General features: G+C 64.0%; 9 protein-coding genes. 5 read left to right on the top strand and 4 right to left on the bottom strand.

Going from position 1 to position 14,007, the window contains the following annotated elements:
• The first annotated feature begins 95 nt into the window (after positions 1-95).
• Both RR928_RS01565 and RR928_RS01570 read left to right on the top strand, forming a co-directional pair.
• Positions 96-1,697 carry a DUF4384 domain-containing protein gene (locus RR928_RS01565; protein WP_332536617.1) on the top strand — a complete coding sequence of 534 codons (1,602 nt, stop codon included), beginning with the start codon at positions 96-98 and terminating at the stop codon, positions 1,695-1,697.
• A complete protein-coding gene (locus RR928_RS01570) occupies positions 1,697-2,932 on the top strand; it encodes a tetratricopeptide repeat protein (RefSeq protein ID WP_332536615.1) in 1,236 nt (411 codons plus the stop codon). Before RR928_RS01565 ends, RR928_RS01570 begins: the two co-directional genes overlap by 1 nt.
• Positions 2,933-2,977: 45 nt before the next feature.
• Here the strand turns inward: RR928_RS01570 and RR928_RS01575 are convergent, their stop codons facing one another.
• On the bottom strand, positions 2,978-5,329 hold the full coding sequence (locus RR928_RS01575) for a Tex family protein (RefSeq protein ID WP_332536614.1): 2,352 nt from the start codon (positions 5,327-5,329) through the stop codon (positions 2,978-2,980).
• 335 nt (positions 5,330-5,664) lie between these two features.
• Here RR928_RS01575 and RR928_RS01580 point away from each other — a divergent pair, with 335 nt between their 5' ends.
• Both RR928_RS01580 and RR928_RS01585 read left to right on the top strand, forming a co-directional pair.
• The gene (locus tag RR928_RS01580) at positions 5,665-5,841 is read left to right on the top strand and encodes a hypothetical protein (protein WP_332536612.1); all 177 of its coding nucleotides are present in this window, start codon (positions 5,665-5,667) and stop codon (positions 5,839-5,841) included.
• 21 nt (positions 5,842-5,862) lie between these two features.
• Positions 5,863-6,639: a hypothetical protein gene (locus RR928_RS01585; protein ID WP_332681268.1), complete on the top strand. Its 777-nt coding sequence runs from the start codon at positions 5,863-5,865 to the stop codon at positions 6,637-6,639.
• Between the two features lie 418 nt (positions 6,640-7,057).
• Here the strand turns inward: RR928_RS01585 and RR928_RS01590 are convergent, their stop codons facing one another.
• Positions 7,058-8,086 carry a papain-like cysteine protease family protein gene (locus RR928_RS01590; protein WP_332681271.1) on the bottom strand — a complete coding sequence of 343 codons (1,029 nt, stop codon included), beginning with the start codon at positions 8,084-8,086 and terminating at the stop codon, positions 7,058-7,060.
• 120 nt (positions 8,087-8,206) lie between these two features.
• On the opposite strand from RR928_RS01590, the gene RR928_RS01595 reads away from it, so the two are divergent.
• On the top strand, positions 8,207-9,277 hold the full coding sequence (locus RR928_RS01595; RefSeq protein ID WP_332536607.1) for a DUF72 domain-containing protein: 1,071 nt from the start codon (positions 8,207-8,209) through the stop codon (positions 9,275-9,277).
• A 7-nt stretch (positions 9,278-9,284) separates the two neighbouring features.
• Here RR928_RS01595 and RR928_RS01600 read toward each other — a convergent pair whose 3' ends face one another.
• Positions 9,285-10,766, bottom strand: coding sequence for an efflux transporter outer membrane subunit (locus tag RR928_RS01600; protein ID WP_332681273.1), 1,482 nt, complete (start codon positions 10,764-10,766; stop codon positions 9,285-9,287).
• On the bottom strand, positions 10,763-13,939 hold the full coding sequence (locus RR928_RS01605; protein WP_332681276.1) for an efflux RND transporter permease subunit: 3,177 nt from the start codon (positions 13,937-13,939) through the stop codon (positions 10,763-10,765). The genes RR928_RS01600 and RR928_RS01605 overlap by 4 nt, the downstream gene beginning before the upstream one ends.
• Positions 13,940-14,007: the final 68 nt, after the last annotated feature.

Raw genomic sequence — 14,007 nt, forward strand, 5'->3', positions numbered from 1 at the left:
AACACACGACATACGCCGCAGGGAAGTTGCTGGGGGGAGAACCGCGGTTCTGGAACAGGCCCGGCAAAAAGTGGCACTGCGCCGCACTGGCAGCCATGCTGCTGGGCAGCGGCTGCGGCCAGCTGGATGCGCGACGCGACATGGCCGTCCATGAGCAGACCACCAGTCTGAACCGCCCCGTGGTACGGCCTGTGCGTTCCATCTCCAGCTTTTCGGATTCGCTCAATTGCATGGATCACATGCTGCGGGCCGCAGAGTTGCCGACGACGCTGATCAGCAGCAAGCAGTTCCCGGATTTCTCGGGCAAGGTGCCGGTCGCGGTCAAGGACATGGTGGTGACCTCCCTGTCGCAGATGTCCCATCTGAGCAACGCATTTCGCTACGTCGACTATGAGGTCGACATCGCCCGCCAGGACACGGTGCAGAACCTGACGACCATCCTGCTCAACAACAACCAGATGCAGTTGCAGCGCCCCGCTCTCTATGTGTCGGGTGCCATTGCGTTTGTCGACCAGAACGTCACCAGCCAGCGCAAGAGTGCCGGCGTGTCGAGCGACCGGGTCGACGCGGGTTACAGCGCCAGCAACTCCACCACCGTCGTGGCCCTGGAAGTGCATCTGGGCGACTTCCGCACGCGCACCATCATTCCCGGCCTGGACTCTGCCAACGAGGTGGTCATAGGCGGTGCCGGACAGGGCCTGGATCTTGCCGGCCGCATCGGCACCTACGGCGTGCGCTTCAATGTGGGACGCGACTACGCCATGGGCACAGGCGGCGCGCTGCGCACCCTGGTCGACCTGGCCATGATCGAGCTGGTGGGCAAGTGGGCACGCGTGCCTTACTGGCAATGCCTCATGCTCAATCAGACCAACCCCAATTTCCAGCGCCAGATGCGCGACTGGTTCAACGAAAGCGGCACCTCGGGCCAACTGCGACTGGTGCGTTCCTCGCTCATCAGCCGCGGCTATCTGTCCAGCGATCAGGGCGACCTGGGCGCCAACCACCCCGCGATGCGCCAGGCGCTGGCGCGCTTCCAGGCGGATACGGGTCTCGTGGTGACAGGCGTCATCGACTTTTCCACCTACGAGTTCGCGCTGCGCAACTTCGTGGCCCTGGGTGAGGACGGTGCGCTCACACGGATTGGCTGGGACAAGAGCGGCCCATCCACAAGCCGCGTGACGTTCCCCGCAACGGCGGCTGTCGCCCCGTGGTTCATCACCATGCAACTGGAAAACCCGCAACCTGCGGGCCTGCGTCCGGCTTTCAGCGAAGGCGACCAGATCTTCATTTCCGCCACCGTCTCCAAGGCATCGCATCTCTACTGCTATTACGTCGATGCGGCGGGAACGGTGACACGCCTGCTGCCGAATGCCTTGCAGACCAATACACTCGTGGCGGCCGATCAGGCGATACGCATTCCCGACTGGATGGGCGCCAATCCCGGCTTCATCCTGGATGCGGGCAAGCCGGGCACGGAAAGCGCACTGTGCATTGCCACGAACGAGGATGCAATGCCCAAGCTGCCGCCCGAACTGCAAGGGCCGGCACTGACCGCGGTGAAGGATCTGCAAGGCGTGCAGGGCCTGCAGCAGCGCTTCCTGGACGCGATGGGCCCGCGCGGCGCCGTGGCGCAAACACTTCGCTGGAACGTGGTCGGCCGCAAGCCGGCTGCGCCCGGCGAAAACGAGGCCAAGTGATGCGGCCCACCCTCTACAGGAGCCGCTGGCCCATGGTGGTGGAAGCCATAGGTCTGGGCGTGCTGATCACCACCGTGCCCGCGGTGGCACGCGCGCGTGCCACCCTGGTGGCCCAGCCGGAGCTCGCAGCCCCCGTACCCCAGCGCATGGAGCCGGCGCGCGTCAATGCTTCAAGCATTGCACCATTGGATGCCGAGGTGCATCCGATAGAGGCGCCTCCGGTGGTGCAGACGCCGGCCATGAACGCCGCGCCGGTGGCCGCCGGTGCGCTGCTGCCGCGCGAGTCGCGTGACAAGGCCCTGGACCGGGAACTGCGGCAGCTGGAGCGCACCGCGGCGCCCGCCAGCGGCTACGGCTCCACGGCGGTGGCGGCCCAGGCCGCATGGCAGCTGGGACTGATACACCTGCATGGCGCCGGTGTGCGCATAGACCGCCCGCTGGCGCTGCAATGGTTCGAACGCTCGGCCAGGCAAGGCCGCGAGCCCTGGGCTTTTGCGGGCATCGCCTGGTGCGGCATCGACGGCTGCGCCGGTCCACGCGATCCCGCGAGCGCGGCACGCGCCATCCAGCGCCTGCGCGCCGCGCATCCGGGGCGCGCGGACTACCTCGCCTGGCTCCAAGCCGCGCAACGCCAGCCGCTGCAGATCGCCACGCCGGACCAGGCAGCCAACGCCGCCGCTCCCATACCTGAAGCGCAGCTGCTGGAGCGCGCCGCCGCGGCCGGGGATATTCCTGCCAACATCGAGCTGGGCATCATCGCCTTCAGCAACCGGCAGTTGCCCCAGGCAGACGCCTACTTCCGCCGCGTAGCATCGCGTTCCCCCTTTGCCGCGCATAACCTCAAGGAGTTGAAGGCGCATTCGCCTTCCATGTCAGCGCCGGTGACGGCCGCCGCGAGCGGCACCGCCCAGGCAGCGCTCAGCATGGCGCGCATGTACCATCGGGGCCAGGGCGTGCCAGCCAACTTTGCGGAGGCCGTGCGCTTTTACCGGCTGGCCGAGCAACGCGGCAGTGCCGAGGCGCACAAGATGGTGGAACTGATCTTTTCCCGGCCCATGCCCGACGGCAGCCTGAACGTGGCCTGGATGCAGCAGCTGGCCAATGCGGATCTGAGCACCCCCGGCATCACCATGGCCTCGGGCGTCAATACGCCGCAGATGCTGCGCCAACCGACACCGCTGTTCGATCTGCTGGCCCCACTCTGGCAGCAGCGATTGCAGCAAATTGCGCAATGAGGCGCGGGCACCGCACGTTCAGTGCGATGCCCGGCAGGCCTCAAGCTACTTGCGCCCCGGCTGCAGCTTGGCAAACGCCGAGGCCATGGCGTTCTGCGCCACCGGTTCGTTGCGCCGCGGTGGCGATGCATAGCCGCGGCCAGCGCCTTCGAAGCGGTTGTCGCGCGGGCCGTCGCGGCGCGCGGGCGCGGCGTCCAGCTTCATCGTCAGGCTGATGCGCTTGCGCGCCACGTCGACCTCGAGCACCTTGACCTTGACGATCTGCCCGGTCTTGACGACTTCGCGCGCGTCGGTGATGTACTTGTGGCTCATCTGGCTCACATGCACCAGACCGTCCTGGTGCACGCCCAGGTCGACGAAGGCGCCGAACTGCGCAACGTTGCTCACCGTGCCTTCGAGCGTCATGCCTTCCTTGAGGTCCTTGATGTCGTCGACGCCGTCGTTGAAGCGCGCGACGACGAAATCAGGCCGTGGATCGCGCCCGGGCTTTTCCAGCTCGCCCAGGATGTCGCGCACCGTGATCACGCCGAACTGCGCGTTGGCGAACAGCTCGGGCTTGAGCGTCTTGAGCATGTCGGCGCGGCCCATCAGCTCGGCCACGGGCTTGCCGGTGGTGGCGATGATGTTCTCGACCACGGGATAGGTTTCGGGGTGCACGCCGGTCATGTCGAGCGGGTTGTCGCCGCCGCGTATGCGCAGGAAGCCCGCGCTCTGCTCGAAGGTCTTGGCGCCCAGGCCGCTGACTTCCATCAGCTGCTTGCGGCTCCTGAAGCTGCCGTTGGCATCGCGCCAGCGCACCACCGACTTGGCGACGCTGCCCGACAGCCCCGAGACGCGCGCCAGCAGCGGCGCGCTCGCGGTGTTCAGGTCCACGCCCACGGAGTTCACGCAATCTTCGACCACGGTGTCCAGCGTGCGCGCCAGCTCGCTCTGGTTGACGTCGTGCTGGTACTGGCCCACGCCAATGCTCTTGGGATCTATCTTCACCAGCTCCGCCAGCGGGTCCTGCAGGCGCCGCGCGATGCTTGCCGCGCCGCGCAGGCTCACGTCCACATCGGGCATTTCCTGGGAAGCGAATTCGCTGGCCGAGTACACGGACGCGCCGGCTTCGCTGACCACGACCTTCTGGATGTTCTGCTCGACCTTGGCCATGAGCTTGATCAGCTCGCCCGCGAGCTTGTCGGTCTCGCGGCTGGCCGTGCCGTTGCCGATGGCGATCAGGTTGACGCCATGCTTTTCGCAGAGCTTGGCCAGCGTGTGCAGCGCGCCGTCCCAGTCCTTGCGCGGCTCGTGCGGAAACACGGTGGCGGTGTCGACCAGCTTGCCGTTGGCATCGACCACGGCCACCTTGACGCCGGTGCGAATGCCCGGATCGAGGCCCATGACGGTGCGCGCGCCTGCGGGCGCGGCCAGCAGCAGGTCGCGCAGGTTGTCGCCGAACACCTTGATCGCGACCTTTTCGGCGTCTTCGCGCAGGCGCGAGAACAGGTCGCGCTCGGTCGACAGGCTCAGCTTCACGCGCCAGGTCCAGGCCACGCACTTGCGCAGCAGGTCGTCGGCCGCGCGCTTGGCGTGGCTCCATCCGAGGTGCAGCGCGATCCGGCCTTCGGCAAGACTCGGCTGGCCCGGCTCGGGCTCGACCGGCAGCACCAGCTTGGCTTCGAGGATTTCAAGCGCGCGGCCGCGGAACACCGCCAGCGCGCGGTGCGAAGGCACGCGGCCAATGGGCTCGTCATATTCGAAGTAATCGCGGAACTTCGCGACTTCGGGGTCGTTCTCGTTCTTTGCATCGACCTTCTTGCTGCGCAGCAGGCCCTCTTCCCAGAGCCACTCGCGCAGCGCCTGCACCAGCACCGCGTCTTCGGCCCAGCGTTCGGAAAGGATGTCGCGCACGCCGTCCAGCACGGCCAGCGTGTGGGAGAAGTCGGGGCCGGGCTTGCCGTCGTCAAGCAGCGTCGCGGGCCGACAATAGGCCTGGGCTTCGGCGTGCGGATCGAGCGTGGGGTCGGCAAACAGCTTGTCGGCCAGCGGCTCTATGCCGAACTCCTTGGCAATCTGGCCCTTGGTGCGGCGCTTCTGCTTGAACGGCAGATAGATGTCCTCGAGTTCCTGCTTGGTCGGCGCGGCGGCAATCGCCGCGCGCAGCGCGTCGGTCAGCTTGCCCTGCTCGTCGATGTTCTTGAGTACCGACACGCGCCGGTCTTCGAGTTCGCGCAGATAGGAAAGCCTGGCCTCGAGCTCGCGCAGCTGCACGTCGTCCAGGCCGCCCGTGACCTCCTTGCGGTAGCGGGCGATGAAGGGCACGGTGGCCCCGGAGTCCAGCAGCTCTACGGCCGCGGTGACCTGCTGCTGGCTGACTTTGATTTCTGCGGCAATTTGCCCAATGATTTTTTGCATGCGGTACTCGCCCCACGGCGATGGATCAAGGGAAGCCTGCCAGTGTGCCATAGGCGCGAAAGCTCACGCGAAAGCGATGGCCCGCGTCCCAGACAGTGGCCTGGAGTTCAAAACCGATGATTATTCAGTGCGCAGGATGTTTTCGAACTGATGTTTACCCACGGGAGCATTTTTCCCGCCAGACATTGGAACTTTTCCCGGCAGCCCGCGACTCAACCAAAACACTTCTCCGGACGCGCACCCCTCATTGATAAATCTCACATGAAAACCCAAATTCACAACGACATCCATCCATTAATGAAGGGTTTTTAAAAAATCATCTGGGACTGAATTTTATGGCGCCGCACGAAAACTGTCATTGCTTTCTGAAATTCGACGATATACATGCGAATATCGAAGCCATCGCTGAAAGCACTTGGGCGCCCCTTTACAGCAGCCCGAAACAGGTATCTGACAACGCCGGACGCGATGTCTACGCCCTGGCGCTCGAAGCCCATTACTTCTTTGAATAGACGGAAGGAGCAACACTAGGCATGGAAGCCGAAACGGGTCTGTTCGCGACGGCCAGGAACGTGGACATAGCGAACATGGAACTGGCCGATTGGAAAGCTGCGATGAAAGCATCCTGTGGATGCCGCCGGGAAATACGTCCAGCCATTCAATGCGCCGCTGAAAAGCACACAACCGCCGGCCACGCCCATGGGGCCCAATCAGATCAATTTTGCATCAAAGGATATGTCATGAGAAATTTTTCCAGAATATCGTCATTCTTTTTTGGGAATCCAAGCATCTCCAAGGCGTTACATGGCAAAGAAAAGGATGATGCTGACGAAAAAAGGAAAGAGCAAAATAAAAGGATAGCCGCGAAAAATTCCTTCATGGGAAGAATCACTCACCGGATTATTTCTTCGCAACCGTCCAGAATCGGGAAGTCCGTCAGACAGAAACTCTACTCATCCATTGCCCATCTATTGAAGCCTGGCACGTTTTTGAGGATTTTTGATAACCTGAGCCCTCAAACCACCAATGACAAGCCGCTTTCGGTGAGAACTGTCAGCATTCCACCGCAAAGCCTGGGATGCTGGCATGAACCCGAACCCCTGCAGTCGACGCTGGATCAACTGAAGAAGGATCTGCATTCAATTCATGAGAAAAACCAACAGAACTTCAAGACATCGACCGCAGATATCAGCAGCGCCGAATCATTGACGGCACTCAAGAAAGGCGACTCCAGGGAAGCCGAACTCCAATCCAAGCGGGGAGAACAGGAGAGGAAAGTGGCCGGCTTCAAAAAACGCTTGGGCGAGTAAACGCATGTGCGGGCCTCGGCCTACGAAATCGTCATCGATGGAAGCCTTTACGCAACCATCGTGGAACCCGAAAAATCATCCCATGCCGGCAGGCACATCTCCGGGCGGAAGCGAGAAGCTGCGCACGCGTGCCGCCTTCGCGCCACCGATGGCAGGGTATGTCAACCCACCAGCCAACATCGATTCCGCAGCGAGTGCCAGGCCACAGGACAATTTGCCGGTTGTCGAATCAGCCCCCAGAAAGCCCAGGGCAAAGTAAAGAATATCAGCACGACTTTTGACTGGAGCACGTTGAAGCCTGCAAGCACTCCGAAGTGGCCCCAAAGCAATCATAAATCCTGAAGATTCAAACCGCCTGCCACACAACCGCATGCGCGCAAGCCCGTCTTCGGCCGCTGGTGCCATCCATGCATTTCGATCAACGCACTCTGGGAAGATTATCGGGAATTTTAAGCCAGCTGTTTCCTATCGCGGTCGCGGCCGCAAGCACCGAAACGCCCAGTCTGTCAATTATTCCAAACGAGAAATCCGCGTCTTTTCTTCTCCCGAAACCCGGCGATTCGCTACTATCCGAATCATCGATCTTCTCAAATTGCATCAGCGGCGCTTGCATATACTCCTGCTCCCAATCCAGGTGCGCGTTCAAATCCTCCAGACTGGCACATCGATTTCCTAACAAGGGGCAATAGACATCGATGCGACCCAACAAGGCATTGACACCGTGGACGACCAGGTAATGATTCTCCAGCTCGCACAGCAGCGGTCCTTTCTTCAAGCTTTCCTGTATCTGTTCACAGGTATAAGCCTTGTGACCCTGGGCCAACAATGGCAGATCGACCAGACCGTTTCTTCGCAGTTCGGCAACCAACTCCTGCTTGGAATTACCTTCGAATATACTCCGCGAATTTGTCGCAGGATCGTAGTCGATTCCATGATAGGCAAGAATCATGTTTCTGCTGGCCTCGCTGCAGGCATTGGCTCGCTCCTGTTGCATGCCTATGATGTCCACATGCACTGTCGCAGTTTCGTACACTCTTTTAACCATTGCTTCCGAAAAATCGGAATGATTCATCAGTTCTGAGAAAATCATGTTTCTGAGGGAAAAGAGACTGACTCCCTCGATTTCCTTAGATTCCCCTTCGGGATACTCCCGAAAACGAATTCCTCCCTGGGGCAGGTCGGAAATCTCATACCGCCTGTCATCGAGCGTCAATTGCATCGGTATTTCCGCGGAGGCCGGGTCCCACATGATAATGGCCTTTCCCAGATCAAGCAGGTCATTCTTCATCTCCGACGCGACACTGGTCTTGTACGCGCCATAGATTCCCATGGTGATGATGTTGAGGATTTTATCCAAGGTCTTGGCCATCGGAGTCGACAGGCTTTCGCTGGAAACCTGATTGGAACCGATTGCCGTGAGCGTATGCTGCAGCGATGCAATACTCATCTTCTGTTTCCCGCAGTTGAGCGAATGGGGGGCAGCCCGGCAATGCCCTCTGCACGCCTGGACGTACCGGACGACACGTCATGGGTTTTGTGGCATTTTTTAACAAACCGTTCCAATTTCATGCAAAACGACTTATTTGACGATGCTTTGCCGCCGGGCGACGCTGGCAAGCCGGCCAGCGGCCAGGCGCCGGGCGCCGATGCCGCGCGCAGGGCCGCGGTACAGCCCGCGCCCACGCCGCCGGATCTGCATGCGCTGGCCACCGCCCTGCCCGCCCAGCTGCGCATGGGCGCCTCGACCTGGTCCTACCCGGGCTGGGACGGCCTGGTCTGGGACGGAGCCTATGACGCCAGCGTGCTGGCAAAGAAAGGGCTGCAGGCCTATTCCCAGCACCCATTGCTGCGCACCATATGCATTGATCGCAGCTTCTGGCGCCCTCTTACCGTGAACCAGTACGTCACTTACGCGGGCCAGACGCCGGCGGATTTCCGCTTTGTCGTCAAGTGTCCGTCCGTCATCACCGACGCGCTGGTGCGCGCCGAGGACGGCCGTGGACGTGAAGCCAACCCCGCGTTTCTCGACCCGGCGCTGGCCGCAACGGCCTTCGTGCAACCCACGCTCGAAGGCCTGGGTGATCAGTTGGGGGTGCTGGTGTTCCAGTTGAGCCCCTTGTCCTGGGACTGGCTGACCCGGCCTGCCGAACTGTTTGCGCGCTTGCAGGCGCTGCTGACCAGCGTGCAGTCCCAGCTCATCTCGCATCCGCAAGTGATCGTCGCCGTGGAGGTGCGCGATCCCGAGCTGCTGGTGCCGGCCTTTGCCGACGTGCTGCGCGCCACCGGCGCCACGTTCTGCCTGGGACTGCACGGCAAGATGCCGCCCATCGAGGAGCAACTGCCGCTGCTGCGCTCTCTGTGGCCGGGCCCGCTGGTATGCCGCTGGAACCTGAACCGGCGCTTTGGCGCCTATGGCTATGAAGACGCGCAGAAGGCACATGCGCCGTTCAGCGAAATACGCTCGCCCGACCCGCACACGCGCATGCTGCTGGCGCGCACCATCGCCGGCATCACGGGCCGCGGCCAGCGCGCCTACGTCACCGTGAGCAACGACGCCGAAGGCTGCGCGCCGCGCTCCATTGCACTGCTCGCCGAAGCGGTGCTCGAAGCCGCAGCCCAGGCGCCGCGCGCGCGCTGAAAACGTTTCAGCGGTTGACCGGTGCAGCCGCCGCAGCCACGGCCGCCACCGGCTCGCCGCCCAGCACCTTGATCAGCGTCACGCGGTTGAGCTGCTCCTGCAGCTGCAGCGTGATCAGCGTCTGCTGCGCGGCGTAGAGGCTGCGCTGCGCGTCGAGCACGGCCAGATAGTTGTCCACGCCCGACTTGAAACGCGCCTCGGACAGATCGAAGGCCTTTTGCGTCGAGGCCACGAGCGAGGCCTGGGCGGACAGCCGCTCGGCCCACTGCGCGCGGTCGGCAAGCGCATCGGCGGTTTCACGAAAGGCCGTCTGCACGGCTTTTTCATATTGCGCCAGCGCGACCTGCTCATTGGCCTGGGCCACGGCGACGTTCGCGCGGTTGCGCCCGCCGTCGAAGATGGGCAGGCGCACCAGCGGCACGAAGCTCCAGGTGCTGTTGCCGCTGCCGAACAGGCCGGACAGCTCGTTGCTGCCCGTGCCCACCGAGGCCGTGAGGCTGATGGTCGGGAACAGCGCGGCGCGCGCCGCGCCGATGTTCGCATTCATCGCGCGCAGCTGGTACTCGGCGGCGCGCACATCGGGGCGCGCAAGCAGCACGCTCGACGGCAAAGGTACCGGCAAAGGCGCCAGCGCGGCAGCGGACGTAGCCGCCGACAGCTGCAGCGGCGCCGGCATGGCCGTCTCGGGCAGCGGACCGCCGACCAGCAGCTGCAGCAGATTGCGGTCGCGCACCACCTGGCTCGCAAAGCTGGCAACGTCGGCGCGCGCGGCATCGACCGTGGTGCGGTTCTGTTCGAGCACCAGGCCCGAGGTCGAACCCAGTTCATACATGCGCTGGGTCAGCCCGAACGATTGGCGGCGCGCGGCCAGCGTCTGCTCGGCCAGCGTGAGCCGCGCCTGGTCGGCGGCCAGCGTGAGCCAGGCATTGGCGACGTCGGCCAGCAGCGTCAGCTGCACATTGCGCTGGTTCTCGCCCGACTGCAGGAAAGCCTGCAGCGCAGCTTCGTTGAGGTTGCGCACCCGGCCCCACAGATCGAGCTCGTAGCTCGTCATTGCGAGCTGGGCGGTGTACTGGCTGACCACGGCCGAGCGGCCGGAGCTCGTCAAATCGGCCGCCGTGCGGCTGCGGTTGCCCTGGCCGTTGGCGTTGATGCTCGGCAGCAGATCGGCTTCGGTGACGCCGTACTGCGCGCGCGCCTTGTCGATGTTGGCCAGCGCCACGCGCAGGTCGCGGTTGTTGGTCAGCGCCAGCGCCAGCGCTTCACGCAGGCCCGGCGACTGCACCCAGGCCAGGGCCTGGGCCGCATCGAGGCTCGCGGGCGAGGCCAGCACGGGGGTTGCAGCCGTGCCGACTTGCGCCGGGACCATACCCGTGGGCGTGCTGGATTGAGGCGCGAGGTTCATGCAGCCGGTCAGCGCCGCGGCAGCCAATGCCGCGGCGCTGGCCAGTCCGTGGAGTCGATATGCGTTCTTGGATTGGATGGTCATGCCACGCCCTTTGCGTCGCTGTCGTGTGCGTCGATGGCCGGCGCCGCGCCCTTGGGACGCGAGGCAAACCAGCTGCGCACCAGCAGGAAAAACACCGGCACGAAGAAAATCCCCAGCACCGTGGAAAACACCGTGCCGCCGAGAACGGCCGTACCGATGGCCTGGCGTCCGCCCGCGCCCGCGCCGGTACCGATGGCCAGCGGCAGCACGCCGAAGCCAAACGCCAGCGAAGTCATCAGAATGGGCCGCAGCCGCAGGCGCACGGCCTCGACCGTGGCGTCGCGCAGATTGCGGCCCTGCTCCTGCAGCTGGGTCGCGAACTCGACGATCAGAATCGCGTTCTTGGACGCCAGCCCCACCGTGGTCAACAGCCCCACCTGGAAATAGACGTCGTTGTGCATGCCGCGCAGGCCCGTGAACAGCAGCGCGCCGACCACGCCCAGCGGCACGGCCAGGATCACGGCCAGCGGCACGGTCCAGCTTTCATAGAGCGCGGCCAGGCACAGGAACACGAACAGCACCGAGATCGCATACAGCAGCGGCGCCTGCGCGCCCGACAGCCGCTCCTGGTACGAAGCGCCCGTCCATTCGTAGCCAATTCCCACGGGCATCTGCTGCATCATGCGCTCGATCGCGTCCATTGCCGCGCCCGAGCTCACGCCCGGCGCCGCGTCGCCGACGAACTCGAAGCTGGGGCTGCCGTTGTAGCGCATCAGCTGCGGCGAGCCGTAGGTCCAGCTGGTCGAGGAGAACGCCGAGAACGGCACCATCTCGCCCTTGTCGTTGCGCACCGTCCATTGGCCTATGTCCTGGGGCAGCATGCGGTAGGGAGCGTCGCCCTGCACGTAGACGCGCTTGACGCGGCCGTTGTTCAGGAAGTCGTTGACGTAGGTTCCGCCCATGGCGCTGGACAGCACGCTGTTGATGTTGGCCGTGCTCACGCCCAGCGCCGCGGCCTTGCGGTCGTCAATGGTCACGCCCAGCTGAGAGCTGTCGTCGAGGTTGTTGGTGCGCAGGTTCTGTATAGCGGACTCGGCGGGCGCGAGCGCCAGCAGCTTGTCGCGCGCGGCGACCAGCGCTTCATGGCCCAGGCCGTTCAGGTCCTTGAGCTGGAAGTTGAAACCGGCGTTCGAGCCCAGGCCGCGCACCGCGGGCGGCAGCATCACGAAGATGCGCGCATCGCGCAGGCGGCGCAGGTCACGCGTGGCCTTGCGCGCAATCGCGTCGGCGGTCTGCTCCTTGCCCGGGCGCTCGGCCCAGCTCTTGAGCCGCACGAAGCCGCGCGCCGACGCCTGGTCTCCGCCCAGGCCGGTGATGGAGTTAAAGCTCACGACATCGGGCTGAGCGGCGAAGTACTGCTGCACTTCGGCAATCACCGCCTGCAGGCGCGCGTTGGTGCTGCCCGAAGGCAGCGTGATCTGCACCTGCATGTAGCCCTGGTCCTCCACGGGCAGGAATGAGGTCGGCAGCTTGGTGAACAGGAAGGCCGTGCCCGCGCAGATCAGCAGGAACACCAGCGCCATGCGCTTGCTGCGCGAAAGAAGCCTGCCCACCGTGCTCTGCGCCTTGTGCGAGCTGTAGTCGAAGCCCTTGTTGAAGGCGCCAAAGAAGCGGTCGATGCCGCCGCGCAGGCCGGGGCGCGGCGCGCCGTCATGGTGGCCATGGCCCTTGGCCACGGGCTTGAGCAAGGTCGCGCACAGCGCGGGCGTAAGTGTCAGCGCGACGAACACCGACAGCACCATGGCCGAGACAATGGTGATCGAGAACTGGCGATAGATCACGCCCGTGGAGCCGCCGAAGAAGGCCATGGGAATGAACACCGCCGACAGCGTCAGCGTGATGCCCACCAGCGCGGGCGTGATTTCGGCCATCGACTTGCGCGTTGCCTCCTTGGGAGACAGCCCCTCCTCGCTCATCACGCGCTCGACGTTCTCGACGACCACGATGGCGTCATCGACCAGCAGGCCGATGGCCAGCACCAGGCCGAACATGGTCAGCGTATTGATCGAGAAACCTGCGACCGACAGCACGCCGAACGTGCCCAGCAGCACCACGGGAACCGCAATCGCCGGAATCAGCGTGGCGCGCAGGTTCTGCAGGAACAGGAACATCACCACGACCACCAGCAGCATGGCCTCGAACAAGGCCTTGACCACTTCCTCGATGGAGGCGCGCACGAACGGCGTCGAGTCCGAGCTGATGAAAGGCTTGAGGTCGTTGGGAAAGAACGGCTGCATTTCGGCCAGCTTGGCGTTCACGGCCTCGGACACCGCTGTAGCGTTGGCGCCGTCGGCCAGCACGATGCCCATGCCCGCACCGGGGCGGCCGTTCAGCCGCGACGTGATGCTCAGGTTGTCGGCGCCCAGCTCCACGCGCGCCACGTCCTTGAGCAACACGGCGGCGCCGTCAGCCGACGACTTGAGCAGTATGGCTTCGAATTCCTGCACGGTCTTGAGCTTGGTGCGCGCGGTGATGGTCGCATTGAGCTGCTGGTCGTTGACGGCCGGCAAGGCACCGAGCTGCCCCGCCGAGACCTGGGCGTTCTGGTTATTGAGCGCCGTGATGACGTCGGACGGCATGAGCGCGTATTTCTGCAGCTTGGCCGGGTCCAGCCAGATGCGCATCGCATAGCCGGTGCCGAAGATCTGGATGTCGCCCACGCCGTCGACGCGGCCGATCACATCGACCACGTTGCTGGTCAGGTAGTCGCCGATGTCGACCTGGCTCACGTTTGGATCGGGCGAAGTGAAGCTGTAGGTGGTCAGATAGTCGTTGCCGCCCTTGTTGACGAACACCCCGCGGCTCTTGACGGCCTCGGGCAGGCGATTCATTGCCGACTGCAGCTTGTTCTGCACCTGCACCTGGGCGACGTCGATGTTGGTGCCGGGGCTGAAGGTGAGCGTGGTGCGCGAGCGGCCCGACTGGTCGCTGACCGAGTCCATGTACAGCAGGTTGTCTATGCCCTTGAGCTGCTGCTCGATCAGCTGCGTGACCGAGTTCTCCACGGTTTCGGCCGAAGCGCCGGTGTAGGTGGCGGTGATGGTCACGCGCGGCGGCGCGATGTCGGGATACTGCTCCAGCGGCAGCGTGGAGATCGACAGCGCGCCCGCAAGCATGATGACGATGGAGATGACCCAGGCGAAGATGGGCCGGTCGATGAAAAACTGTGCCATGGTGTGCGGCTCTCTCTCAGGGCTTGGCCGCAGGAGCGGGAGCCGGCGCGGCGCTGGCCGGCGCGGCG

The organism is Comamonas sp., from assembly GCF_036666375.1.
In the GTDB taxonomy this organism is placed as follows: Bacteria; Pseudomonadota; Gammaproteobacteria; order Burkholderiales; family Burkholderiaceae_C; genus Comamonas.

Excerpts from the sequence above, each read along its gene's own strand:
- RR928_RS01565 (WP_332536617.1), top strand. The coding sequence starts at position 96 with ATGCTGCTGGGCAGCGGCTGCGGCCAGCTGGATGCGCGACGCGACATG.
- RR928_RS01570 (WP_332536615.1), top strand. The coding sequence starts at position 1,697 with ATGCGGCCCACCCTCTACAGGAGCCGCTGGCCCATGGTGGTGGAAGCC.
- RR928_RS01575 (WP_332536614.1), bottom strand. The coding sequence starts at position 5,329 with ATGCAAAAAATCATTGGGCAAATTGCCGCAGAAATCAAAGTCAGCCAG.
- RR928_RS01580 (WP_332536612.1), top strand. The coding sequence starts at position 5,665 with ATGGCGCCGCACGAAAACTGTCATTGCTTTCTGAAATTCGACGATATA.
- RR928_RS01585 (WP_332681268.1), top strand. The coding sequence starts at position 5,863 with ATGGAAGCCGAAACGGGTCTGTTCGCGACGGCCAGGAACGTGGACATA.
- RR928_RS01590 (WP_332681271.1), bottom strand. The coding sequence starts at position 8,086 with ATGAGTATTGCATCGCTGCAGCATACGCTCACGGCAATCGGTTCCAAT.
- RR928_RS01595 (WP_332536607.1), top strand. The coding sequence starts at position 8,207 with ATGCAAAACGACTTATTTGACGATGCTTTGCCGCCGGGCGACGCTGGC.
- RR928_RS01600 (WP_332681273.1), bottom strand. The coding sequence starts at position 10,766 with ATGACCATCCAATCCAAGAACGCATATCGACTCCACGGACTGGCCAGC.
- RR928_RS01605 (WP_332681276.1), bottom strand. The coding sequence starts at position 13,939 with ATGGCACAGTTTTTCATCGACCGGCCCATCTTCGCCTGGGTCATCTCC.